Source organism: Dyadobacter koreensis (assembly GCF_900108855.1).
GTDB lineage: Bacteria > Bacteroidota > Bacteroidia > Cytophagales > Spirosomataceae > Dyadobacter > Dyadobacter koreensis.
Window position 1 is genome coordinate 683,626 of record NZ_FNXY01000004.1, and the last position, 24,928, is coordinate 708,553.

Here is a 24,928-nt window from a genome sequence, read left to right on the forward strand (position 1 = left end):
GGGAATACGTTATTATTTAGATCCTTTGACTTCTGAATTTTTGTTTAAAGAAGTAAACGTAGCCGGCACTGGTTCTGCTAAAAGTTCATCAAGATCTTTATTCCATTTGGCCACATAGTCCTTGAAGTACTGTCCTGTAACTTCACCTGTATAACCTGTATGAATCTGACGTACATCACCTTTGCGGTCGATTAAAATGGTAGTTGGAAAAGCCATCATGCGGTTCAGCGCAGGAAGTTTGTCTGACGCTACCTTTTTATCAGCAATACCTCCGAAAAGAATATCATATTCTATTCCATATTTCTTTTTCAATGTACCGAGTGTATATTTTGCATATTCGAGATCGTCCTTTTGTTCGAATCCGATAGCAATAGCTTCCACACCACGTGCCTTATTGGCCTTAAACCAGGGAGAAAGAAATGCAGTCTGATCTGTACAGTTCGGGCACCAGGTACCAACAATTTCAACGATCACAACTTTACCTTTGTATTTGTCATCACTCAATGAAACCGGATTACCGTTCAGGTCAGGAAGCGTGAAATCTAGCTTGCTATAACCTTCTTTCAAATGCGTTAATTTGTATGGATCCGGCAGGGCAGCCTGCTCATTTTTACTTCCTTCAAATTTGGTATTGTCATAAATCCCGGAACTGATCACACCGGATATAGATCCATCGTCGTTAATTTTCCCCTTGTAAACTCTTGGGTTAGGACCTGAGAAATGTGATAACACAAATTCATCACCCTGCACCACGCCTTCCAGCTCGCGGCTATCGCCCACCGTCGACATAATTACACCAGTGAGCTTGTTACCCTCCTGTTTAAGCAATGCTACGTTATCAGGCATTTTGGCTTTACTCAAAACCTGTAAATCCCACTTGCCCGATAAATTATGCTTTGTTGGCTGTTCTTTCCCTTTTTCAACGAAACGATAATCCTTACCATATTCAGCTGAAAATGGAAGCGAGCTTCCGCGAAATCCGGGAACCAGGCTTCGGTATTCTCCGGTGATCTTACCATCAGATTCAACGTTCGCAACAAGCGCCGCATCGTAGGTATTCATTTTCACAAAAATAGAGTCGCCTGAAAGTTTTGTCACTTTAAAATCATCGCGGCGCGAACCGTTCAGAAGCGTCAGAACGGGATGCTCTTTGTCTTTGGCGTTATATTCAAAGTTAAAAGGAATATGCGTTTCACTGATCACAAATTCACCGCGCCAGATTCCTTGTTTTGGAGATTTTGCTCCTGGGTTTTCAGCTGCGTTGGCAAGACTGGAAAAAATGGTGACACCTGCAAAAGCCACCGCCTTGATCTGATTGTTGATTTTCATACAAATAGATTTTTAAAATAGAATAAAAAGTTAACTATATAGCCTTGCCGGATTGCTCCGGAAGAACCCGCACATAACCGGAAACATTTGCAGGATTTTTTCCGGTGTAAAAGTTAACCAATCAAAGGTGGTTTTTAATCAGTCGTTGTCTTAACGTGCTGCAAATATAAAACAGGAAAAATGGATAACAATTATTTGTCTATTAAATTTATAGACTTTATAGAATTATTCTGTTTTCGTACCACCAAAATGCTTGCAGGGTATTTTTATCAGCTATACTTTTGCCGAAACGCTAAACAATAATTATGTCTCTGCAAGCTTCTCCGAAGACCTCTTCCGGATGGGAAGGGTATGAAAAAATCGCATTACGAACAGCGCTGATTTATGCGGTTATCAGCACAATTCCATTCACACCTGAATTTTACACCCAGGATTTCGATGCAGGCTTTAATGTGAATTCGTATTTTTTCCGATGGTTTGACGCCATTTCTCAAAACAAACCCTGGTTTTTTCCCAGCCAGGAAGGGAAAAATTATACCGGTTGGTTTATCACGTTACTGGTGTGCGCATTTGCCGCTTTGCTTTGGAATATTCTGGACAAACACCGCAAGGATTATGAAAGGTTGTACTATTGGTTTTACGTCGCAGCCCGATACGGAATTGCCTTGCGAATGTCATGGTTTGCCTGGGCAAAGGTATTCCCGGTACAGATGCCTTTCCCGACAATTAGCCAGCTGAATACGAATCTGGGAGATTTCACGCCTGGAAAACTCTATTGGCTGACAACAGGGGTTTCTCCGTTTTTTGAAGTTTTTGCAGGTGTTTTCGAATTATTGGCAACCATCCTGCTTTTATACAGGAGAACAACAACCACAGGCGCGCTGATGATGATTGCCATCCTGGTCCCAATCTGGTTTGTGAATATTGGTTATGATGCCGGTGTTGAGCTAACCAGTCTTCATATCTTAAGTCTTTCAATTTTACTTTTGGTGAGAGACAGCAAAAAATTCTACGAAATTTTAATCGAACATAAAGCAGTAGCCTTGACTTACGTTCCTAAAATCCAGTTCCGTAGTGATTGGAAAAATAAAGCGCGGCTTGTTTTAAAATATGGTTTCATATTGATTTTCATCCTTTACCGCGGAGTTGGTTACGGTAATCTATATGCAAACGGGAAGTCCTTCAAACTGCCGCTTGATGACGGCCTTGCTGGCGTCAGCGGATTCTACGATGTCTCTGAGTTTAAGATCAACAACCGAACTATCCCCTACTCGGCTGGCGACACGGTGCGCTGGCAAAATGTCATTTTCGAAAAATTCAATAGTATCAGTGTCAAAATCGATAAACCTTTTCAGGTCAACACGAAAAATTCAGTTCGGACAACCGAGTTTTATGGTAGTATCGGGCGATATTATTATGGCTATCAGGCAGATACAATGAAGCAAATTTTTACGCTGTCTAATCGGGCAGATACTTCCAGTAAGCTCGTATTACATTACGACCGTCCGGACGAAAAACATTTTGTTTTATCTGGCATAAACGAACACAGTGACTCAATTTACGTTGTTTTGGCCAAAGTTGACAAAAAATATCCACTCGCACAGAAGCGTAAATAGTTGCAAAAAAAGATTGCTCTGGTGGTATCATCCCCGATTTCTTTTAAATTAGTGCTATCAATTTTTCGAAATCTGAAAATCTTACACTTACCTTTGTAGCGTCTTAGGACAATCTGCGAAATTATTCAGGCGGAAAAAGAATAGAATGTCTAATTTTCAATCCTGAAAATAATAAGGTTCGATCGCCACCTACCGGACCTGAGTTAAAATTACTGTTGGCATATCAGTCAACCAATTCGGCTAAACTTGAACAAATAATTATTCAGACAACCTCAAACAGAAATTATTAGTATACTAAATCAATAGAATAAATATATTATTTAAACTAATCTTATTTTTTATGAAAACGATTGTATTATCGCTGATCTCTTTGACCGCATCTACTTTCCTGGCCTTTTCCGGTCCGACGGATAAAAAAGCGAAGAATGTATCTTATTTGGTCAATGCGCAAAAAAGCAAACTCACATGGAATGCCAAAAAAGTTACCGGGGCGCACGCTGGAACGGCTCCTGTGAAAAGTGGCCAATTGAATTTGAGTGGCGGCAAATTAACAGGTGGACATGTCGAGATTAACCTCAAAGATCTTGTTGTAACGGATATCAAAGATCCTGAATACAATGCAAAACTAGTAAGTCATTTAAAGAACGACGATTTTTTTGCTGTTGAGAAATTTCCGGTTGCTACACTTGAAATTGTATCCGCAACTTCAGCTGGTACAAATAAATATACTGTTAAAGGGAAATTAACGATCAAGGGAATCACCAAAGACGTAACCTTCCCGGCTGATATTGACGCCGATGACAAAAAGCTGACGGCAAATGCTAAACTAGCTATTGACCGTACCCAGTATGGCATTCGCTATAATTCAAAGAGTTTCTTTTCATCCATCGGTGACAAAGCTATCGAAGACAACTTCAATCTGGATGTTTCACTGTTTGCGGATGTGTCCACTGCCGCTGCCAAATCCGCTGCCAGTAAATAAGTTGCCAATTCATTTCTTTTGATACTCCTCAATTCGGCGGTGTGCCGGCCAAAGGCGAATGTCTGATGTTGTACTGAAAGGTTTGGTTATTTCCGGGACTGCAGGCTCTCCGGTATATCTTCATCTAATAGTTTTTAACAAGGGCTGCACATCGCCGAATTGCAAAACTTAACTCTACGTATAATAACTACCGGACAGGTACGATTCGTATCTAACAGCATCATTATGCCTCCGTCTCATCATAATTTTGCCATATCTGGCTTACCGCTCACCCTGAGTAATTATTCAATTTCATGAAAAAATTTATCCTACTATTTTTTCTGCTGGCATCTATATCTTCATTTGCACAGCAGCGAATTCTTTCCGGATCTGTTCGCACTTCCGAAGACAACAGCCCCTTGCCTGGCGTAAATGTTTCCATCAAAGGAAGCAGGCAAGGCACTATTACGGATGTAAATGGACAATTCACACTCGGTATTGTTAAGGGCGAAACACTGGTATTTTCATTTATCGGATTTACATCGCAGGAAATTCCCGTTGGAACATCCAACGAATACAATGTCACGCTTTCACCCGGTACACACACGCTGGGGGAAGTGCAGGTAGTTGGCTCCCGGAATGCAAACCGGACAAAACTGGACTCGCCTGTTCCGGTTGACGTGATTGATATAAAATCACTCTTGGAATCAGCTCCCCAGGTCAGCATTACTCAGTTGCTTCAATATGTTTCTCCCTCGTTCCACTCAGTGAACGGTAGTAATGCCGGCGATGCAGGTTCTGCGTTGAATTTGTCTCAGCTTCGTGGGCTTGGTGTTGATCAGGTGCTTGTTTTGGTGAATGGCAAACGCCGTCATAAAAGCTCTAATATCAACTGGGGCGGATTAGGAAACGGAGCAACAGGTTATGATTTAAACTCAATCCCGACAGCTTCTATTCAGCGGGTTGAGATTCTGCGTGACGGCGCGGCGGCACAATATGGTTCAGACGCGATCGCCGGAGTAATTAATATTGTTTTAAACAAAAATGTGGATCAGCTGACACTTAGTTCTACGGCCAGTACAAGGCGCCGCGGCGATGGTACTACCACGCGAACCAATGCCAATTATGGATTTGCGCTGGGAAAAAACGGTGGTTATCTGAATACGACTGCCGAATTTGCCACACAGGCAATATCACTTTTACCCGGAAACGACGAGGCTGGACTTTATCTAGGACCAATTTATGGCGGCGGAGCCAATACCAGAGCGTATGACGCCATTTATACAAAAGAAATAGACGAGAAAATTCTAGCCGACCGCGGTTTGGATCGTCATCATTTCGACCGGCGCGGTGGCGGATCCAACAAAGCGAAAGATGCCCTTTTGTTTCTTAATGCTGCCATTCCGCTGGCACAGAATGCAGAGGTATATGCCTTTGGAGGCATCAGCCATCGGAATTCACAATTTACAGCGGTTTACCGGCTTCCCGGATGGACAGAGCGAAATAATGCTTTTTTATATCCCGATGGTTTTTTACCGGCAATGGAAAATATTATTACTGACAAATCATTTGCGGTTGGTATCAAAGGAAAATTCCGCCACTGGGCTGTTGACATATCGAACGTGTATGGAAAAAATAACTTCGGAAACGTGATCACCAATTCTCTTAACGCCAGCCTCGGGCTAAGAACACCAACAACGTTTGATGCGGGAAGTTACAACGCAAGCCAAAATACAGGCAGCATTGACATCAGCCGTTATTTCGATAAAGCCTTGAAAGGGATCAACGTAGCCTTTGGGGCGCAGTACCGGGTCGAAACTTACCAGATCGTTGCAGGTGAAGAAGCATCCTATTCAAAAGCTGATTTGCGCGCGGTGTTTGGACTGGATACAACGGCAAATGGCATTGTTTATTCTACAAAAGAAGGTAGTATCGGGCTCAACGGGCTATCGCCCGGATCACAAATTCATGCCGGTTTCAGACCTGAAAACGCCGTCAACGTAAACCGCTCAATTCTGGCAGGATATGCAGATGTGGAAGTGAATTTCACCCGAAACTGGCTTGTCTCAGGAGCTTTACGACTTGAGAGTTTCTCGGCATTGGGCAATGTAACAACCTATAAGATTGCTTCAAAATACAGTATCACAGACTGGCTGGGCATCAGAGGATCACACAATACCGGCTTCCGTGCGCCGGATCTTGCACAGTATTATTATACAGAAACCTCAACAAGTTTTCAGCAGGGAAGAGCGATTGATCAGGTAACAGCCTCGAACCAAAGCGCCGCGACACGTGCACTTGGTTTCCCTACGCTGACGCCTGAAAAATCAAAGGGTTATACCCTGGGTATTACAACCCAGCCTTTCAGAAACTTCGAGTTCACAGCGGATGCCTATCAGGTAGATGTAAACAACCGTGTGGGAAATACCGGAAATTTCTCAGCAACCGATGTTAATTTACCATTAGAAGTCAGAAATTTATTTGTGCAGACCGGAACTACGCAAGCGAAATTTTTCTATAATTCATTCAGCACCCGCACGAAAGGGCTGGAATTGACGGGAAGCTATAAAACACCATTCCGAAGTGGAGCACTGACCTTACTTTTTGGTGCTAATTTCGTCAATACCGAAGTTAAAAACGTGAACACTCCGAAAGGTCTGGAAGCGTACCGGTACATTATTTTCAATGACGGAGAAAAAGCAAGGGTTACTTCCAACATTCCAGGTAAAAAGATCAATTTGCAGGGAACATTTAGAATTGGAAAACTTACTTACCTGGCAAGGGCAATTTATTTTGGATCGGTAACCAATGCCTCTGCTTTGAATGCAACCTTCCCTAAACCGGACTATTTCTTTCAAAAGTTAAAACCAATATGGGTAGTGGATGCCTCGGTGGCGTATTCGTTTTCAAAAATCTTGCAGGGCACCATTGGTGTAAACAACGCCTTCAATCAGTTGGGGGATTATTCAGATCAGAAACTCAATGCGCTAAGCAAGCCATCCATTATCGGCATCCAAAACGGCAGTGCTGGCATTCAGCCATTTATCAGAATTACGGCCAGACTTTAATGACAAATCCAATTAACATCGATACTTATGAATTCTTATAACTTACTTCAATCAGGTCCGCTTTTGAAAAAGGTTATTATTGCAGCGGTACTGCTTACAGGCTTTTCGTCTTGCAAAGACACAGACTATCTGGATGTAGATGCAGCAGATCGGCCCGCATTGAGTGCCTTCATCAGTTTTGTTAATGCAAGACCAATCAACACAGCACTTAATTTCTGGACATTTACTGATAAGATAACACCCAGTGCAATCGCTATCAATGAAGCGTCAGCTTACTATCCAACCGTTTTTGGTAATGTTCAGATCAACTTTACCGAAGGCACTAATACAAGTTATAAGGCCTCTTATCAGTTTGGAAACAGTGCTGTTTTTTCTGCGACCGGACGGCCAAACGGGCCCATCGCTACTTTTTACCATACTGTTGTAGCGGCAAGGACGAGCAATAACAAAGCAGATTCACTGATTCTGTTTTATGACGACCTGAAAGCGCCCGACCCGCAGAAAGCTAAGCTTCGGTTCGTGAATCTTTCCCCAGAAACTGGTGCTCTAAATGTTTTGAATGGGAAAACAGCTTTGTTCAGCAATGTCGCTTATGGCCGAGCGGCTAATTCTTCGCTTGCAGGAGAGACGCTTAGCGCTTGGTCGCTGGGTCCATTCCAAAATGTCAGCCCGGGTAAGTACGATTTGAATTTTACAAATGCAACCAGCGGCAACACTACCGGCAGCTCAACCTCTGTAACACTGGAAGCAGGTAAAATTTATACTGTATTTACCCACGGACTTCTAAATGGATCTCCCGATTTCGGTGTAAAAGTACTGGAACATCCGGTTAAATAAAATGGCGACGATTCGAAACCACCCGAAATTTTTCCGGGTGGTTTTTTGATTTTTTGCAAGCATAAAACCCGCTGTTTTGGCAGTTTATCTTAGTATATCTCCATGCTTATCATTAGTCACATGTAGCTTGATTAGAAGCATCTTGCATTTTCTTAATTCCTCAGACTCAGGAAGGTTACTCTGCTAACAGGGACCATATTTTATCAAACTTATTACAGGTTGATAAAATCATAGTAACATTCAGACGATTCACAAAGCCCTCAGATGTTAAAACCTTTCAAAATAAATTTTGAATGACAATTTTGAAGATAATTAGTGATGGGAATCAAAAAAAAATCTGCGCAATGCTCATATTATAGTAACTTCGACAAAACATTTGTCTCCATAGACTTTATATACTAATTCTGTGCGCCCGATTCTTTTTATGATCCTTCTACTTGGTCCTGGGAATCATTATCTTTATTCGCAGTCCAAAGATACCCTCACCAGCATACTTAGCATTGATTTTGAATCCAGGCCAAGGGCCGAATTTAGAAATAATTTCAGATGGACAAATGCTGATTCCAGTCTAACCGAACTTTACGTGAGTCAGCGAAACCGGCTGAACATAACATATCAGAACACCAGGTTTAAATTTCATATATCTCCTCAGGAAATCCACTTATGGGGAAAAGCCGGAGAAATTTCAAGGATTGGGAGCATAAATGCCTTCGAATTTTATATTGAACCCACAATAACAAAACATATCTCCTTACGAGTTGGCCGGCAGGCACTTTCCCTGGATAACGGCCGTATTTTCTCGGCCGCGCCATGGAGCCAGCAAGGCCGGTCGCACGAAGGAATCCGGCTAATTTACAACGATAAAATAAGTACCGACCTCACATTGGTATTTACACGCCCATATGGAAAAAGTTTTGAGTCAGCTTATTCCCCTGTAGCATCTCACCAGTACAAATTCATGGCCGTTCATCACTTTAAGCAGCAGTTTAAAAATAACCTCAGACTCACTACAATCAATACTCTGGAGGTTTTGCCAAATAGTTTAAAACTAGACGCAAGTTATCAGCGCATTACCAATGGAGGACGTCTTGAATACACTGCAGACCAGATTTATGGAACTCTGAATGCATATTACCAGTATGGAAGGACAACAGGTTCCAAAACAATAAGGGCATACTATCTGCAGCCAGAAATAAGTACCAATGTCAACAAGATCACAGTACGTCTGGGAGCAGAAATTCTGAGTGGAAGTCAATCCGGTACACGCGCTGGCTTGTCCAATTCATTCATACCCCTCTATGGAGTTGCGTGGAAGTTTATGGGAAATATGAATTTATTTACACGCTTTCCGGCCGACGTAAACGATCGAGGACTCATCAACCCATATCTTTTCTGGATTTGCCAGATGAACAGGAAGTTGACCTTGCGTGCTGATTTCCACCTGTTCTACTCTCAATTTCAACTGGACACCAAAAATAATGGTTCAACAGGAAAGTACCTGGGATTTGAAAATGATTTGTCATTTAATTACAGACCATTGAAACAAGTGGAAATTACATTCGGTATTTCCTCAACATTTGCAGGGCAATCCATGGAACTGCTTAATAAAGTGCCTGACGCCAACAAAGTGGCGCTATGGAGTTATCTCATGTTTTCCTACTCACCTCAACTTCTATCAATAAAAAAATGACGCTGGCTCAAAGGTACATTAACTGGGTTCATTAGTCCTTTAACATAAAACCCGGCGTTAGAAATTTATCATCAGGCACCTGCCATCAATATCTTCCTGCTTGCAGCATTTACCCGGATCCCTTTGAGATACTTTATGCGCTCTGTAAGCGGCGTTTTATATCTGAAAGTAAACTGACTACCGATCGTTAGTTTAAATTCTTTAACCGTTTCCAGAATTTCTTTTCTGGAAACGCCGCTGTATTCAAGCTGAAGATAATAGGCTCGCTCAGGGGTGCTTTTTTTTAATTTCCAGTATTGAGGATGATTTTTCCCGATAGGCTGGTGGAAATTGAGGTCGTGTGTATCCTTGACAAGAAACTCTAATTCCACAACGATATTGTTGCTGTACCTCGCCTTCTCGCCTTTTATGATAACCTTGGCCTCTCTTCCTACCGCATGTCTGAATATCTTTTCGTAAATCATAATTTTATATTTTAAACATTCTATTTTTTAGCCATCGCCGTAGCCATTTCCCTTCTCACAATTCGTAATTTAAAACCACCCAGTTCAACAGCCACCTCTTTACACTTACCTCCATCATAGATATAGATATTTTTTTTACCGCCTGGCATGGTAACTGCATATCGGTTTTCTCCCAAATTTACGATTTGGCACATTTGTCCATATTTTTCAGAATAAACAGCTTTTAGATTTACAGGCTCCAGATAATAAAGACCGACGATTGTTTTACTGATATCTTGAGCTATGTTTTTTCGCTCATCGTAAGTCTTACCAGATCCATAATAATCGACATTGTAGCTTCCTGATCCTACTTTTGTGGTAAAAGTTCGTTCCTTTTTCTTTCCATTTACCATATAATCGGTCGTCGAGCTTTTTAATAAACCATTCGAAAACTGGTTTTCACTTTGCAGACTGCCTGAGTAAAATGGAATACTTACCGCTGCATCGATACGCAATTTTGAATGTTCACCGGTTGAATCGATTTGATGGACCTTGACAGATCCAACGGTCTGCCGCGCTATAATGATATCATAAACTACAATTTGAGAATACGTTTTAAAAGGACCGGTTAGAACGAACAGCATCGCAAGCGAATAAAATAGTTTCATGAGTATTCTGATTTGTCAATAGCCCGGTTAATTTCAGTGCGAAAGTTCGCTGCGCTCGTCCTTCGATTTAAAGAACGGATAGCCCAGCTGTACAAACCAGGGTTCTTCATGATAATCTTCAAGGCCGATATGCTCGGAAAACTCTCTTGTAATTTTTGCTGTACCAAAAATCATATCCCAAATGAAAAACATGTTTCCATAATTACCATTGACTACCCCGATTCCATCCGCATCTGTTGCTGCATGATGGGCATGGTGTGTGGCAGGTGTTGAAATGGTGCGCTCCACCACCCACATCACCGGATGAAGCCACTTGATTTTGTATAAAGGTTTATCCCACTTTATACTTGAATGTGCGGATATACCAATGATTGCCTTGAAAAAATACCCAATTAGAAATGCTTGTCCAAATCCTAAAAAAATCAAGACGGTTGATACTATACGTGATGGAAATAACAATAAATAAAGCCAGGAATTTCTACCAGCCAAAAATACGCTCATTTCCGGAGCTGTATGATGAACCCTGTGTGCTTTCCAAAGCCAGGTATATGTATGTGCTGCCCTGTGCCACCAGTATTGCGTAAAATCTTCCAACAAGCAGGTTATGATAATGCCCGCCCAGAGTGGAACATACTCGAACGCGTTGTAATATTGTGGAAAAAAATAATTCAGTACATACGCTGATAACAGGAAGCTGATTGGCCTTGTAATGGTACTGGAAAGGAACAGTCCGGCAAAATTGATATACCATTCATTTTTAGACCATTTGTCACTTTTGTATAAACCTGTAAAAAATTCAGCAGCGCTGATAACGAAAAAAAGCGTTAGAATTTCGTAGTATATAAAACTGTCTGTGAATCGCATGTCGAAAGATTTTTTGTTGTATGGATAGGATGAATTGGGTACGGCAATATTCGCCGGTACCAGACAGACACCCGGAAAAGATAGATTGGTCCAACCAAAGGTTGATGGTCAGACTTTAAGCTGTCAAAAAAGAGTCAGGATGGCTTATCCAGATTGGATAAGTTTCAACAAATACAACAATATTGTTGAGCCTGGATAGAAATGACTGCAGATTTCAAGCGAAAAAATGTCGTTGAATAAAGTAAATTAATCGGATTCATAAGCATATGACATTTGGATTAATACTTAGCTTCGGGTGGCTCGCAGCTTATTAGTCTATTAAATATATAGACAAAGTAAAGTAATTAAAAAGATAACACAAAATTTTAAGATAAATATTTTTCACAAATGTGAATATATTAAAAGTGCCATAAAAAAATCAAAGAAAATTCCCTATCGATTTAATCCCGTCCAATGCTCAGTCTAGGTGTTATCATCCGGTCGGTTGATCTTCAAACCGTGTCAACTCTTCACTCAAATCCCAAAGCCGGCTGCCCAATTCCCTGTCCTTGGCAGCCTTTGAGCTTCGTCCGGGCTTTGAATCCACAAAATATTGGCCCGAAACGCCCTCAACTTCTGGTGAGGTTGCAAGATAAATAGTTGTTGCTGCTCCCTGCTCAACAGTTTTGAAAAACGGACGAAAAAATTTCATAAAAAAAGTGGATATACCCGTGCCATTTCCGGCAAAATTACTGGCAACAGTGCCCGGATGCAATGCATTTGAGGTAATTCCATGGAGCTGCAGGCGATCTGAAAGTTCGTTTGAAAATAGAATATTTGCCAGCTTCGACCTTCCGTAAACAACCAGGTCCTGATACCAGGAAGGATTTACTAATTTGTTTATATCAAAAAAAGCAAAGAAATGAGCTTCCGAAGACACGTGAATGATCCTGGCTTTATCGGTAGCCTTTAAAAGATTGATTAGTCCTGTGGTAAGTACAAACGGCCCGAGATGGTTTGTAACAAATGTCAATTCGATCCCGTCAGCGGAAAATTGTTTGTTTTGAACGATCAGGCCCGCATTATTTATCAGCACATCAATCTTAAAATACCGGGTTTTTATTTCCGCAACTGCGTTAAGCACGGAAGCAATATTGCCGAGGTCACATGAAACGTAATCTGTCCTAACACGATCGCCGATCATGTTTTGGAGTTCGCGGACTTTCTTTTCATTTCTTGCAACGAGAATCAGGTCGAAGCCATGCTTAGACAATTCAATGGCGGTTACGTAGCCGATTCCAGAGGTCGGGCCGGTTATCAGGGCGATTTTATTTGACAATTTTGATTTTTAGTTAAAGTGAATGTTTGTGCACACCTGCTACCACTTTGCGGAGGATCAGCCAGTCAGTAAAAATACAAACATAGTCTATAATTTCTATCGACAATAAATTTGTCATTACATTTGCGCCATCTCCAACGGAAACATTGCTAACAAAGGGCCGTTTTAAAAATATCCATTCAAAGCCGCTGCAGGTAATTGACAGCGGCATTTTCGCTTTGGGACTGCCATCCTTATCCTAGTAGTTCTGGCCTGATCATTCAAATTCAAATTTTTTATTGTATAAATCTATAAAATCTATATAGTAAATAAACAATAAACGAACTGCATTGAAAACTTTGCCTAAATTGCATTCATTTAATGCAACAGGCTAATCGGGCTCACTTATAAATGATCGAGTTAAAAAACATTACTAAAATTTTCCGGCAAAAGGACAGAGAGATTATTGCGTTATCAGATGTATCTCTTAAAGTAGAGCCAGGTAAGATTTATGGAGTGATCGGGACTTCCGGAGCTGGCAAAAGTACGCTGATCAGGTGTGTGAACCTGCTTGAAAAACCTACGTCCGGGGATGTCATTGTGGATGGCAAAAACCTGACGGTTCTATCCGGCTCGCAACTTGCCAGGGAAAGACGACAGATCGGGATGATCTTCCAACATTTTAATCTGCTCTCGTCTCGCACAGTTTCTGAGAATGTGGCTTTTGCTTTGGAATTGGACCATGTGCCAAAAGTTAAGATCAAGGCCAGGGTTTCTGAATTACTGAAACTGGTCGGTTTGGAAGAGAAGGCCAACGATTATCCTGCCAATCTTTCCGGCGGACAGAAACAACGAGTGGCTATCGCCCGCACGCTTGCCAATAATCCGAAGGTGTTACTATGTGACGAAGCAACGAGCGCACTGGATCCGGGAACAACACGCGCCATTCTGAACCTGCTTAAAGATATTAATCAGCGACTTAACATCACTATCCTGCTCATCACACATGAGATGGCAGTTGTTAAATCCATCTGCGATTTTGTTGCGGTAATCAGCGAAGGAAAACTGATCGAACAGGGTACTGTCAGTGATATTTTTGTAAATCCCAAAACGGAACTGGCAAAAGAATTTATTAACACGTCTCTGCATGTTGAAATACCAGACTTTTACATGCGTCGCTTAAAATCTGCTGATCCCGGAAATTTGTCACCGCTTCTGAAACTGCACCTTACCGGCGCGACAGCCAACGGGCCCGTGCTTTCGCAGGCCGCAAGACTTTTTGATGTTGACACGAAAATTATAAGTGCTCAAATGGATCATGCGGGCGAGAAAAATTTTGGGGTCATTTTAACTGAGCTTTCAGGAAACCGGGGAAATTATCCGAATGTCATTGAATTTTTTATTAATAATCAAATCAAAGTAGAAATTCTAGGTTATGTCTGATCCAATTGTATCACTCCTTCTTGCAGGTACCGGTGAGACTATATTTATGACAATCGTTTCCGGCTTTTTCGGTTTTTTACTGGGGTTGCCTACCGGTATCATTCTTTTCCTAACTCGTAAGGGCCAGGTATTGGCAAACCGAACCGTTAATAACGCCCTTTCGGTTGTCGTTAACATCTTCCGGTCCATTCCGTTTATCATTTTGATCGTCTGGATGATACCCTTTACAAGAGCAATCGTCGGCACATCCATTGGTATCAGTGCTGCACCTGTTCCGCTCAGTATCGGAGCAGCTCCGTTTATTGCACGTCTGGTAGAAAACAGCCTTATCGAAGTACCAGGGGGACTAATAGAGGCAGCAAGATCAATGGGAGCCACTCCGTTACAGATCGTCATCAAAGTATTGTTGCCGGAAGCTTTGCCTTCTTTAATCAATTGCGCCACCATTACGCTGATCACACTGGTAGGCTATTCAGCCATGGGTGGCGCAGTGGGTGCAGGCGGATTGGGACAGATCGGCTACCAATATGGCTACATCGGATATGATGCTTTGATTATGAACACCGTACTGATTTTGCTGATCGCATTGGTTTTTATCATTCAGTTTTCAGGAGATGTGCTGGCGAAACGGGTGGATCATCGGTAGCTTTTGGTCAGGTGTGGGCAGAAGTCACAAATTGAAACTTTAAAAAAATTAGCGAAACTCGTTGGCAACGTCGCTAAACTCCATGTTCAAACTAATAACTCCCTTAAACTATGACAATCAGTAAACAAATTTTTACACTGCTCATTCTTATTGCTGCAGTATTTGCGATTTCGGCATGCAATAGGAAAGCCGAAAAGGACAATGATCCGAATCACATCAAAGTCGGGATTGCTGTGGGTCCGGAATATGAAGTGGCGCAGGTTGCCCAAAAAGTGGCTAAGGAGAAATACGGACTGGAAGTAGAACTGATCTCATTTAACGATTACGTAGTCCCGAATGAAGCTTTGGATCATGGAGATGTTGACATCAATGCTTTTCAGCACAAACCTTATCTGGATGAACAAATAAAACAGCGCGGTTACAAACTTGCTATCGTAGGTAATACCTTTGTTTATCCTATAGCCGGTTATTCCAAAAAGATAAAAAGCCTGGCAGAATTAAAACCCGAAGACACTGTGGTTATTCCAAACGACCCGACGAACGGCGGCCGCTCATTGTTGCTTTTACAAAAATACGGACTGATCAAGCTCAAAGAAGGTGTTGGACTTTTACCAAAAGTAATTGACATTATTGAAAACCCGAAGAATCTCAAAATCCTGGAGCTGGAAGCACCGCAGTTACCCAGGACCCTTGACGACAAAGATGTTGCGCTGGCAATTATCAATAATAATTTTGCGGCAAAGGTTGGTTTGGTTGCAACCAGAGACGGATTGTTGATTGAGGATAAGAAATCTCCCTATGTCAATCTGATCGTGGCTAGAGAAGATAACAAAAATGAAGAAAAAGTTAAAAACTACGTTAAAGCATATCAATCCAAAGAAGTGGAAGATGCGGCTGCCAGAATATTTCAGGGTGGAGCAATCAAAGGCTGGTGAATTTTCTATGCCCTCCTGCCATTTCATGAGAAAATGGCAGGATTTTCTAATTTAATCAACGTTATTTGGATTGTTTTCAAACTCCCTTCCATGGGTATCCGCCCTATGAATATCGGCGATAGTCGTCTTATCCAATACTTCCAGATTGGCATCTCTCCATTTTGTCAGTACGCTTCTAAGGCTACATCTCGTCATTCTTACGATCATCAAATCTGCAATAAAAGAGCATAGAAACGCAAAATGCCGGAGCAACTGGCATCTCAATGATTCTCAACACTTATGAGAAGTCAACCAATTTCGTAGGAATTCGCAGCATATAGCCCCCACCTTTCCTCTTTTGACTTTGTAAAATACCATTATTCCCTAAATCAAGAAGGATCGCCGCAAAAACTTTTTTGAAGTGTTCTCCTTTTCTGCAATACACGAGATGGGAACAGGTCACTGATTTTATTGTTCGAGACAAAACGTAGCCTAAGCGCATATGCTGCCTTTTTCGATGTCAAGTATCAAATATGTGATTTTTGATTTACTGAGGCAGCACACCATTGGCCAGGAAATATAATTTGAATGAATTATTGAGAAGATTTATGAACAATTCGCAATTGATGCGTATTAAAAACCTGAGAATTAGGTTCCACACTTTTGGTAAGGAAAACACTGCCACCAATCACGCTATTGTTTCCTATTACTGTATCTCCGCCTAAAATAGTTGTCCGTGCATAAATGATCACATTGTCTTCAACAGTAGGATGCCGCTTGGTTTCGGCAAGATCTTTAGCAACCTGTAAGGCACCAAGTGTAACGCCTTGATAAATGCTTACATTTTTACCAATAATCGTGGTTGAGCCAATAACGATACCAGTGCCATGGTCGATCATAAAAGGAACACCGATCTGCGCATTGGGATGGATGTCTACTCCCGTTTTCCCATGGGCATATTCGCTGAGTATTCTCGGCAAAACAGGTATTCCCAAACGACTAAGATGATTGGCGATCCGATAAACGGCAATCGCATAAAAACCGGGATAGGAAACAATGACCTCGTTTACGCTGTGTGAAGCAGGATCATAGGCATTGATTTTGTTAGCGTCCAGCCGCAGGTTCTGATATATTCCTTCGAGAGAAGAGTAGAAGTGATCTACTACACCTTCGATGTCAATCCCTGAAGGTTCCAGATAGCTCAGCAGGATATTTTCCAGGTCAATCTGATTCTTTTTCAGAATACCCTCGTAGGACGTACTTTTCGGGAGATGATTACTGGGAAACAAGAACTGAATCAGTCCATCTAGCCAAGCAATTGCGTCGTTAGAAGAAGGTGTCGCCTCCCATTCCGCGTTATGCGTTGTTTTTAACAGACTAATTAGCGACTTGGTATTTAAATTCTTATTCATTCTTGTAAACAAAACTATTCTTAAAGGTTAAGTACCGGCAACGAAATAGCCGGAGCGATCGAAGTCAGAAAAAACGAGTTGACAGACTTCGATCGCATACGGCTCAATTTTCAGACCAGATTATTTAGCTTACTGTAAAAATTTAGTTCCGAAAACAGGACTCTAAACCAATTACCGCTTTTTTTGCCTCAGCCGGTACAACGTTTCAACCAATACATCCACATCCGTAGTAGTATTATAAAATGCCAGCGACGGACGAACTGTGGTTTCAACACCGAATCGGCGAAGTATTGGCTGTGCGCAATGGTGGCCTGACCTTACGGCAATACCTTCTTCATTTAACGCCGCACCCACTTCTTCCGTTTTATAACCCGAGAACACAAATGACATTACCGAAGCTTTGTCTGGCGCTGTTCCAATCAACCGAAGTCCGGGAATATCCTTCATCAGACCTGTTGCATATTGAAGCAGATAGTGCTCGTACTGGTGAATGACATCAATTCCGATTTTATTGACATAATCGATCGCTGCGCCAAGCCCTACTGCATCCGCAATATTTCCTGTACCCGCTTCAAACCGGTTGGGAGCATCGTGAAACTGGGTGTATTCGAATGTCACATCCTGTATCATATTTCCACCACCCTGCCAGGGCTGCGTTTCATTCAACAAATCTTCTCTCCCATAAAGCACACCAATACCAGTCGGGCCGAAAACTTTATGCCCCGAAAATACAAACCAGTCGCAGTTCAAAGCCTGCACATCCGACCTTAAATGGGAAACAGATTGCGCGCCGTCGACCAAAACTTTTGCTCCGGCAGCATGAGCCATTTCCACGATCTGCTTTGCCGGTGTAACCGTGCCAAGCGCATTGGAAACCTGTGTAAAGGAAACAAGCTTCGTTTTAGGATTGAGCAGTTTGGCATATTCACCTAGCAAAACCTGCCCGTCATCATCAACAGGAATGACACGGAGCTTCAACCCTTTTTTAGCAGCCAGCTGTTGCCAGGGAACAATGTTGGCGTGATGCTCCAGATTACTGACAATGATTTCATCCCCCGCATTCAAATTTTGCGCGCCCCATGTCTTTGCTACCAGATTAATGGCCTCAGTCGCACCACGGACAAAAATGATCTCATTTACTGAACCCGCATTCAAAAAATGCTGCACTTTCTGACGTGCACTCTCATAAGCGTCCGTAGCCCGGGCTGCCAGTTCATGTGCTGCGCGATGAATATTGGAATTTTCATGCTCGTAGAAATAGGTAATCCGGTCAATCACCGATTTTGGCTTTTGGGTTGTGGCAGCATTATCGAGCCATATCAACGGTTTTCCGTTCACCCGTTCCTGAAAAATCGGAAAATCCCTTTTGATCAGATTTACATCAAAATGTATATTTCCTGTACCATTGCTCAGCGAAGGAAATGATTTTCCTGAAAGTTGTGACTCCCGGATCTGATCAAGAGAAAAAGGATCGTTTCCTCTGAAACCTGCTCCCTGTAAAAAGTAATACTGGGCATTTGCTGCACCAAAATTGCCGGGTAACTGTGGCGTACTTTTAAAAGTATTGATCGAAGACCAAAGATTATGCACGTCCGGTTCAAAAGCGGCATCCGGCGAAAAAGGAAAAGTTTTATCGTATCCAGGGCCATTTTGGTTAACGGACGGAGACACGCCGCTACCTGCAACGGAAGATGGAACCTGCCCCAGGCCAGTTGACGGAACAGTATTAGGAACACCCACGTGCGGGTCGTGAAAACCTGTTTGGGGATTGTTCAGATCTACTGCATTTTCCTGATGTGCTGCCGAGGGAGAAATTCCACTGCCGGCAACAGAAGGCGTTTGATGCCTGAGCCCGGGATAATCGGCCTGAGTATTTACGCTATCCGGCTTTGCTGACTGTCCCTTATTCAAATTAAGGTGATTCACGGCCTGCTGCGTTCCTGACGGGGAAACGCCAAACCCGGAATTGGGCGCGCTCTGCACAGGGAAATGAGGGTCCGGCAAACTTGTCTGAGGATCCGTGACGTTGAACCCGTCGCTTCTCCCAAAAAGTGAAGGGAGCCGCTCATGAACCAGGTTCAACGACTTTTCAAGTCTTGGATGATCAGCCAGATCCGGCGAAAAATTGGCTTTCGGTAATTCATTAGGAAGTAATGAAAAGAGTTCATTTGCCAATTTTTCCAACTCAGCGATATCAGGCAGTCCTGAAATATTTCCATCTGATGGAAATTGATCAATATTTATACTCATGATAGTTTCCTATTTCTACGTCTTCAAGTACCGCAATCGCATCATCCACCAACACCGCCAGCGAGCAATACAGCGAAACCAGATAAGAAGCGATTGCCTTATCGTTGATACCCATAAAACGTACCGATAATCCCGGAGACTGTTCACCAGGCAAACCAGGCTGATACAACCCTACTACGCCCTGGCGACTCTCACCGGTACGAAGAAGTAATATTTTAGTCTTTCCGTTTTCTATCGGTAATTTATCAGAAGGAAAAAGAGGAATGCCCCTCCAGGTAATGAACTGAGACCCAAAAAGAGAAACTGTCGGAGGTGGAACCCCTTTGCGTGTGCATTCGCGGCCAAATGCAGCAATAGCCTTCGGGTGAAGCAGAAAGAAGCCCGGCTCTTTCCAGACTTTGGCAATCAGCTCATCCAGATCGTCCGGTGTAGGTGCGCCGTTGCGCGTTGAAATACGCTGCGAAGGAGCTATGCTGTGCAATAATCCATATTCCTCATTATTGATCAGTTCGCTTTCCTGTCTTTCCTTGATACTCTCGATGGTCAGGCGGAGCTGCTCACTGATCTGATTATAGGGTTTACTGTAAAGGTCAGAAACACGCGTATGAACATCCAGAACTGTGTTCACCGCATTCAGATTATACTCCCTTGGATTTTCAACATAATCGATGAAGGTATGCGGCAGCTCCCTTTCGTCCCGTCCGGAGCAATCCACTTCGGCCACACTTCCTTCTTTCACCTTGTTAAGCCGATACACGCCTGATTCGACCGGAATCCAGTTCAATAAATGCGTCAGCCAGCGTGGGGTGATTGACACCATCTGCGGTACTGTGCGTGTGGCGATGGCGAGCTGCCTTGCAGCAACATCTCCAAGTGCAGTTTGTTTTTGATTTAATTTGGACATTTCTACTTTAAATTAATGTACGATCGTGTTTATTGCCAGGCTTCCGTGAGCAGAGCTTTGACCATTTTGATACAAACTTAATCTAATATGCCTGTCTTAAAATTGTAAATCATGTATGATACCACACGTTCGCCGGCCAATAAACGTCACTCAACCTCGTAACCAAATCATATGTAACCATTAAACAGTTCAAGTTAATTTTTAGATAAATAATTCTCTAAAAAAAGCATATAATCAAAATTATCTACCGCTGTATATCCTCTCGGGTTTGTCGATTTACGAAGACAAGTGATTGGTTATCGTACCACCAACATAAATTATCTACCAATTCCATAGGCTTTATATTTTTTAAATTTAAATGTTTCGTATTTTTGGCCATGAATAAAATTTTAGAAGAGGAGTTATGCTTTCAAAAGACCCTTTGGCCATTTACAGACAAGAAGAACTTGCCATTGAAGCATTTAAGGATTATCGTTTAAAAAAAGGAGTGATCTGCAAAAAATGTGGCGGAACAAATCACTACTGGCTTGCATCTAAACACCAGTTTCAATGTAAAAATTGCAGATTCCGAACCACGTTGCAAAGCGGGACAATTCTGGAAGGCAGCAAGTTACCGGTTTCCTATTTTTTTATTGCCTTACACTTGCTCAGGGACAACAACAATAATCTTACTGTCTTAGAATTTCAGCAACAGACCCGGCACAAATACATCGACCCGCTATATGATTTCCTCAAAAAGGTTAAGAGCTATGTCAAGACAGAAGACAAAAATTCCATTCTCATTATTTTTTTAGAAGTCGCCAGCAAAGTATTATATGCCTGAGATTCCAATGAATTTAAATTACATGGCCTTTGCCGTTCCGTTTTTCCTGTTTTTTATCGGTCTGGAATATTGGTTTTCAAAACGATTTAACAGGTCGGTTTTTAATTTTAACTCCTCCATCGCCAACATGAACATCGGTGTGGCCGAAAGGTTAATCGATATGTTTACCGCAGCCGGTTTCTTTTTCTTTTACGATTACCTGCACAACCACTTTGCTATTTTTGATATCCAACCAACGCTGCTGATGTGGATTGCCCTGATCCTATCCACGGACCTGATCTGGTACTGGTATCATCGTATGGGCCACAAGGTCAATTTATTCTGGGGGTTTCATGTGGTTCACCACAGCAGTGAGGAATTTAATTATACCGCCGGGACAAGGATCACCTTCTTTCAGGCCGTAATCAGAACGCTGTTCTGGTCGGTTCTGCCTATTGTAGGATTTCCTGCTTCCATGATTACGATTATGTTGATTGTTCATGGTTTATATCCATTTTTCACGCATACCCAGTTAATCGGGAAGCTCGGCATCCTGGAATACATACTCGTTACGCCCTCTCACCACCGGGTTCATCATGCAAGTAATGAGGCTTATCTGGATAAGAATTTCGGCGATATGTTCATCATCTGGGACAAGCTGTTCGGGACTTTTGCCGAAGAAAAAGAAGAAGCACGATACGGCCTTACCAAACAGCTCGATAGTTACAGTTTCCTTTGGCAACATTTTCATTATCTGGTAGAACTCTGGTATATGACAAAACAGAGGCAGGGCTTTTGGAACAAGGTAAAACTGGTTTTCGGCCGCCCGGCCGACCTTGATCCGTACATAAGAGCAGAAGTAGAAAAGAAATTTTTATCAAGACATAAGGTAAGAACACGCTCGCAAAAATTCCGGGTTTATGTTCTCTGCCAGTTTACAGTGATGGTTACCATGCTGTTCCTGCTGCTGCTTTTGGAGCATCATACCGACCAGTTCCTTCAGATTATGTCAGCTTTATTTATTCTCGTTACACTTATCAATTGTGGAGCTATAATGGAACAACGGAGATGGGTTTTCTTCCTGGAATTAATTCGCGGTTTTTTCCTGGCTGTCACTACGTTTTATTACTTTCCACACCCTACAACCTTGGTATTCCTCTCGCTGCTGACAATTGCTTCACTGTCTTATTTTTCCTCTCTGCAAAAGCACTACCTGAAATCAATATACGGAAGATAAAATTTCAAACCTATGAAAACCTGTATACATCGTTATCTATTACTTGTAACTGCGTTGACGGGAATGTTAAATTCAAAAAACATTTCGGCGCAAGTCCCTTCGGGAGCGTCCTCTTCGGAAATTTTTCAAGGCATCCAGAAGCTGAATGTATTAGGCAATATATTGTATTTCGGGGCACACCCCGATGACGAAAACCCAACATTTATCGCCTATATGGCCAATGAAAAACACTATAACACCGCATATTTTTCGCTTACCCGTGGCGACGGCGGACAAAATGCAATTGGCACGGAGATTAAAGAAAATCTGGGAATACTCAGGACACAGGAACTTTTGCAGGCAAGACGAATCGATGGTGGTAAACAATTCTTTTCCAGGGCCGTTGACTTTGGTTTTTCCAAAAGCGCCGAAGAGGTTTTCACCATCTGGGACCGAGAAAATCTGCTTGCCGATGCGGTCTGGGTGATCCGAAATTTCAAACCGGATGTTATTGTATCCCGTTTCCCACCTGACGAAAGAGCAGGACACGGCCAGCATATTGCAGCGGCTATTCTGGCCGATGAAGCTTTTGATGCAGCAGCAGATCCAAAAAAGTTTCCTGAACAATTGAAGTATGTAGACACCTGGAAAGCGACTCGTCTGGTCTGGAATGCAGGTATGTGGTGGAATCAGCGCCGGGACGCCGTTGATGAAAAGGATGAAAAGGAATGTATCAAAATTGATGTAGGTGGTTTCAATCCGCTTCTGGGAAAATCATACGGCGAAATTGCCGCTGAAAGCAGGACTGTTCATAAGACACAGGGATTTGGAACTGTTGGATTTCGGGGTAGCCTGACCGAATATTTCAAGCATGTCAAGGGAGCAAAGGCAACAGGTGATTTATTCGATAACATCGATATACAATGGAGCAGAGTGAAAGACGCACAGAAAGTAAAAGATCTCATCACACAGACCATACGTTCTTACAACTGTATGAATCCATCGGTTTCCATCCCGCTTTTATTAAAGGTAAAATCTGAACTTACAAAGTTACCGGACAGCTATTGGAAAGAGGAGAAATTAAAAGATTTAAATAAAGTAATACAGGAAGCGCTGGGATTATTCCTTTTGGTAAAATCGGACGACTACACCTATACGCAGGGAGAAAAAATTAGTCTCAAAATTGAAGCCACCCACCGCAGTACGGTTCCTGTTATTTTGAAGAAAATTCGTTTGCCATTTGAACGGGTAGACTCGTTGTTAAATATTGAACTGACTACAAATAAAAAACTTGAGCTATCCGGAACCGCCCGGATTCCCGCAGACACAAAATACTCGCAGCCCTACTGGTTGGAAAAAGAAGGCAGTCAGGGACTTTTTGATGTTGCCAATCAGACCGATATCGGATCGGCTGAGAATGAGCCCGTAGCAAAAGTGAAATTCGATTTGGAAATAGACGGATATCCGGTTCAATATATGGTCCCGGTTGCTTATCAAAAAACGGATCCGATTCAAGGAGAGATTTTTCAGCCGCTTGCAATAACGCCGCCGGCATATGTTTCTGTCGAACATCAAGTCTACTTATTTGATGGTGCAAATAGTAAACAGATAATTATAAATGTAAAGTCTGCGCTTGCCAGTCTAACAGCAAATGTTAGACTAAAATTGCCAAAGGGTTGGCGCGCAGAACCATTTTCCATTCCGGTAAATCTTGAAACAAAAGGAGCCGAACAAAATGTCAAGTTTGATTTGTATCCGCCGGCTTATGGGGATGAGGCGGAAATCAGTGCGGTTGTGACCGTGGCAGGAAAGGATTACAGCCAGAGTTTAAATCTGATCAGCTATCCGCATATTCCCACTCAGATTAGTTTTCCAAAGGCAAAGGCGAAGGTCGTTAAAATTGATATCCAGAAGAATGGCCAATTGATTGGCTACATCAAAGGGGCTGGCGACATGGTTCCTGCCAGTTTGCAGCAGATCGGCTATAAAGTTGTGATATTGGAAGATCAGGAAATCGTGGCTGAAAAGCTGGAAAAATATGATGCGGTAATCGTCGGCGTGAGGGCATACAATATGGTTGAGCGGCTGAAAATCATTAATCCGATCTTGTTAGAATATGTAGAAAAAGGAGGTAATCTGATCGTCCAGTACAATTCGGATCAGGGCTTGCTGATGAAAGATTTTGGCCCCTACCCCTTTACGGTTTCCAGCAAAAGAGTAACTGTGGAAGCCTCTGAGGTTCGCTTTCTCAACAAAAACTGCAAAGTTTTGAATTATCCGAATAAAATTACGCAAAAGGATTTCGAAGGCTGGGTCCAGGAGCGCAGCCTTTACCAGCCCGAAAACTGGTCGGATAAATACGAAACAGTTATTTCCTGCAACGACCCGGGCTGTGAAAAACTAGACGGCGGCATATTGATTGCCAAATACGGAAAAGGAACTTACGTGTACACGACTATGAGCTGGTTTCGTCAATTGCCCGCGGGAGTTCCCGGTGCCTATCGTATATTTTCCAATTTGATTTCGCTTGGAAGATGAGTTTAAATAACAATCCAACTTACCCTGCAC

General features: G+C 42.4%; 19 protein-coding genes and 1 pseudogene. 11 read left to right on the forward strand and 9 right to left on the reverse strand.

Features of this window, described 5'->3' with window-relative positions:
• Positions 1-12 precede the first annotated feature (12 nt).
• Positions 13-1,329, reverse strand: a complete 1,317-nt coding sequence (locus BMY70_RS15200) for a peroxiredoxin family protein (protein WP_090336295.1) — start codon at positions 1,327-1,329, stop codon at positions 13-15.
• A 305-nt stretch (positions 1,330-1,634) separates the two neighbouring features.
• Between BMY70_RS15200 and BMY70_RS15205 the strand changes: the two genes are divergently transcribed.
• The 5 genes from BMY70_RS15205 to BMY70_RS15225 all read left to right on the forward strand — a co-directional run bounded on the left by BMY70_RS15205 (position 1,635) and on the right by BMY70_RS15225 (position 9,501).
• On the forward strand, positions 1,635-2,945 hold the full coding sequence (locus BMY70_RS15205; RefSeq protein WP_090336297.1) for a hypothetical protein: 1,311 nt from the start codon (positions 1,635-1,637) through the stop codon (positions 2,943-2,945).
• A 340-nt stretch (positions 2,946-3,285) separates the two neighbouring features.
• Positions 3,286-3,927: a YceI family protein gene (locus BMY70_RS15210; protein ID WP_090336299.1), complete on the forward strand. Its 642-nt coding sequence runs from the start codon at positions 3,286-3,288 to the stop codon at positions 3,925-3,927.
• A gap of 293 nt (positions 3,928-4,220) precedes the next feature.
• A complete protein-coding gene (locus BMY70_RS15215; RefSeq protein WP_090336301.1) occupies positions 4,221-6,974 on the forward strand; it encodes a TonB-dependent receptor in 2,754 nt (917 codons plus the stop codon).
• A gap of 27 nt (positions 6,975-7,001) precedes the next feature.
• Positions 7,002-7,811, forward strand: a complete 810-nt coding sequence (locus tag BMY70_RS15220) for a DUF4397 domain-containing protein (protein ID WP_090336304.1) — start codon at positions 7,002-7,004, stop codon at positions 7,809-7,811.
• A gap of 424 nt (positions 7,812-8,235) precedes the next feature.
• Positions 8,236-9,501, forward strand: a complete 1,266-nt coding sequence (locus BMY70_RS15225) for an alginate export family protein (RefSeq protein ID WP_090336307.1) — start codon at positions 8,236-8,238, stop codon at positions 9,499-9,501.
• 71 nt (positions 9,502-9,572) lie between these two features.
• Here BMY70_RS15225 and BMY70_RS15230 read toward each other — a convergent pair whose 3' ends face one another.
• From BMY70_RS15230 to BMY70_RS15245, 4 genes are all read right to left on the reverse strand, one after another.
• On the reverse strand, positions 9,573-9,965 hold the full coding sequence (locus tag BMY70_RS15230; RefSeq protein WP_090336310.1) for a hypothetical protein: 393 nt from the start codon (positions 9,963-9,965) through the stop codon (positions 9,573-9,575).
• A gap of 20 nt (positions 9,966-9,985) precedes the next feature.
• Positions 9,986-10,612 (reverse strand): DUF6134 family protein, encoded by a 627-nt coding sequence (locus tag BMY70_RS15235; protein ID WP_090336312.1) that lies wholly within the window; start codon positions 10,610-10,612, stop codon positions 9,986-9,988.
• 33 nt (positions 10,613-10,645) lie between these two features.
• Positions 10,646-11,476 carry a sterol desaturase family protein gene (locus BMY70_RS15240; protein ID WP_090336315.1) on the reverse strand — a complete coding sequence of 277 codons (831 nt, stop codon included), beginning with the start codon at positions 11,474-11,476 and terminating at the stop codon, positions 10,646-10,648.
• Positions 11,477-11,948: 472 nt separating this feature from the next.
• Complete coding sequence (locus tag BMY70_RS15245) at positions 11,949-12,794, reverse strand: SDR family oxidoreductase (RefSeq protein WP_090336317.1); 846 nt, start codon at positions 12,792-12,794, stop codon at positions 11,949-11,951.
• Between the two features lie 390 nt (positions 12,795-13,184).
• Between BMY70_RS15245 and metN the strand changes: the two genes are divergently transcribed.
• The 3 genes from metN (at position 13,185) to metQ (ending at position 15,797) form a co-directional block, all read left to right on the forward strand.
• A complete protein-coding gene (metN, locus tag BMY70_RS15255; protein WP_090336323.1) occupies positions 13,185-14,216 on the forward strand; it encodes a methionine ABC transporter ATP-binding protein MetN in 1,032 nt (343 codons plus the stop codon).
• Complete coding sequence (gene metI / locus BMY70_RS15260) at positions 14,209-14,862, forward strand: methionine ABC transporter permease MetI (RefSeq protein ID WP_090336328.1); 654 nt, start codon at positions 14,209-14,211, stop codon at positions 14,860-14,862. Before metN ends, metI begins: the two co-directional genes overlap by 8 nt.
• Before the next feature lie 110 nt (positions 14,863-14,972).
• Entirely contained in the window at positions 14,973-15,797 is an 825-nt protein-coding gene (gene metQ / locus BMY70_RS15265; RefSeq protein ID WP_090336331.1) for a methionine ABC transporter substrate-binding lipoprotein MetQ, read from the forward strand.
• A 51-nt stretch (positions 15,798-15,848) separates the two neighbouring features.
• Here metQ and BMY70_RS31300 read toward each other — a convergent pair whose 3' ends face one another.
• From BMY70_RS31300 to BMY70_RS15285, 4 genes are all read right to left on the reverse strand, one after another.
• On the reverse strand, positions 15,849-15,992 hold the full coding sequence (locus BMY70_RS31300) for a hypothetical protein (protein WP_229209622.1): 144 nt from the start codon (positions 15,990-15,992) through the stop codon (positions 15,849-15,851).
• A gap of 377 nt (positions 15,993-16,369) precedes the next feature.
• Positions 16,370-17,188 carry a serine O-acetyltransferase gene (locus BMY70_RS15275; protein ID WP_090336334.1) on the reverse strand — a complete coding sequence of 273 codons (819 nt, stop codon included), beginning with the start codon at positions 17,186-17,188 and terminating at the stop codon, positions 16,370-16,372.
• Positions 17,189-17,359: 171 nt separating this feature from the next.
• Positions 17,360-19,438: a family 2A encapsulin nanocompartment cargo protein cysteine desulfurase gene (locus BMY70_RS15280; RefSeq protein ID WP_090336336.1), complete on the reverse strand. Its 2,079-nt coding sequence runs from the start codon at positions 19,436-19,438 to the stop codon at positions 17,360-17,362.
• Positions 19,422-20,342, reverse strand: a complete 921-nt coding sequence (locus BMY70_RS15285; RefSeq protein WP_090336339.1) for a family 2A encapsulin nanocompartment shell protein — start codon at positions 20,340-20,342, stop codon at positions 19,422-19,424. Before BMY70_RS15285 ends, BMY70_RS15280 begins: the two co-directional genes overlap by 17 nt.
• A 403-nt stretch (positions 20,343-20,745) precedes the next feature.
• Here BMY70_RS15285 and BMY70_RS31305 point away from each other — a divergent pair.
• The 3 genes and pseudogenes from BMY70_RS31305 to BMY70_RS15300 all read left to right on the forward strand — a co-directional run.
• A pseudogene (locus tag BMY70_RS31305) lies at positions 20,746-20,962 on the forward strand (transposase); the annotation flags it as partial.
• A 210-nt stretch (positions 20,963-21,172) separates the two neighbouring features.
• Positions 21,173-22,381, forward strand: a complete 1,209-nt coding sequence (locus BMY70_RS15295) for a sterol desaturase family protein (RefSeq protein WP_090336583.1) — start codon at positions 21,173-21,175, stop codon at positions 22,379-22,381.
• 12 nt (positions 22,382-22,393) lie between these two features.
• Positions 22,394-24,898, forward strand: coding sequence for a PIG-L family deacetylase (locus tag BMY70_RS15300; protein ID WP_229209623.1), 2,505 nt, complete (start codon positions 22,394-22,396; stop codon positions 24,896-24,898).
• Positions 24,899-24,928: the final 30 nt, after the last annotated feature.

Bases quoted from the DNA above. Each gene is read 5' to 3' on its own strand.
- metI (WP_090336328.1), top strand. From the start codon at position 14,209: ATGTCTGATCCAATTGTATCACTCCTTCTTGCAGGTACCGGTGAGACT.
- metN (WP_090336323.1), top strand. From the start codon at position 13,185: ATGATCGAGTTAAAAAACATTACTAAAATTTTCCGGCAAAAGGACAGA.
- BMY70_RS15220 (WP_090336304.1), top strand. From the start codon at position 7,002: ATGAATTCTTATAACTTACTTCAATCAGGTCCGCTTTTGAAAAAGGTT.
- metQ (WP_090336331.1), top strand. From the start codon at position 14,973: ATGACAATCAGTAAACAAATTTTTACACTGCTCATTCTTATTGCTGCA.
- BMY70_RS15280 (WP_090336336.1), bottom strand. From the start codon at position 19,438: ATGAGTATAAATATTGATCAATTTCCATCAGATGGAAATATTTCAGGA.
- BMY70_RS15225 (WP_090336307.1), top strand. From the start codon at position 8,236: ATGATCCTTCTACTTGGTCCTGGGAATCATTATCTTTATTCGCAGTCC.
- BMY70_RS15240 (WP_090336315.1), bottom strand. From the start codon at position 11,476: ATGCGATTCACAGACAGTTTTATATACTACGAAATTCTAACGCTTTTT.
- BMY70_RS15215 (WP_090336301.1), top strand. From the start codon at position 4,221: ATGAAAAAATTTATCCTACTATTTTTTCTGCTGGCATCTATATCTTCA.
- BMY70_RS15275 (WP_090336334.1), bottom strand. From the start codon at position 17,188: ATGAATAAGAATTTAAATACCAAGTCGCTAATTAGTCTGTTAAAAACA.
- BMY70_RS15285 (WP_090336339.1), bottom strand. From the start codon at position 20,342: ATGTCCAAATTAAATCAAAAACAAACTGCACTTGGAGATGTTGCTGCA.
- BMY70_RS15295 (WP_090336583.1), top strand. From the start codon at position 21,173: ATGAATTTAAATTACATGGCCTTTGCCGTTCCGTTTTTCCTGTTTTTT.
- BMY70_RS15235 (WP_090336312.1), bottom strand. From the start codon at position 10,612: ATGAAACTATTTTATTCGCTTGCGATGCTGTTCGTTCTAACCGGTCCT.
- BMY70_RS15205 (WP_090336297.1), top strand. From the start codon at position 1,635: ATGTCTCTGCAAGCTTCTCCGAAGACCTCTTCCGGATGGGAAGGGTAT.
- BMY70_RS15230 (WP_090336310.1), bottom strand. From the start codon at position 9,965: ATGATTTACGAAAAGATATTCAGACATGCGGTAGGAAGAGAGGCCAAG.
- BMY70_RS15300 (WP_229209623.1), top strand. From the start codon at position 22,394: ATGAAAACCTGTATACATCGTTATCTATTACTTGTAACTGCGTTGACG.
- BMY70_RS15210 (WP_090336299.1), top strand. From the start codon at position 3,286: ATGAAAACGATTGTATTATCGCTGATCTCTTTGACCGCATCTACTTTC.
- BMY70_RS15200 (WP_090336295.1), bottom strand. From the start codon at position 1,329: ATGAAAATCAACAATCAGATCAAGGCGGTGGCTTTTGCAGGTGTCACC.
- BMY70_RS31300 (WP_229209622.1), bottom strand. From the start codon at position 15,992: ATGACGAGATGTAGCCTTAGAAGCGTACTGACAAAATGGAGAGATGCC.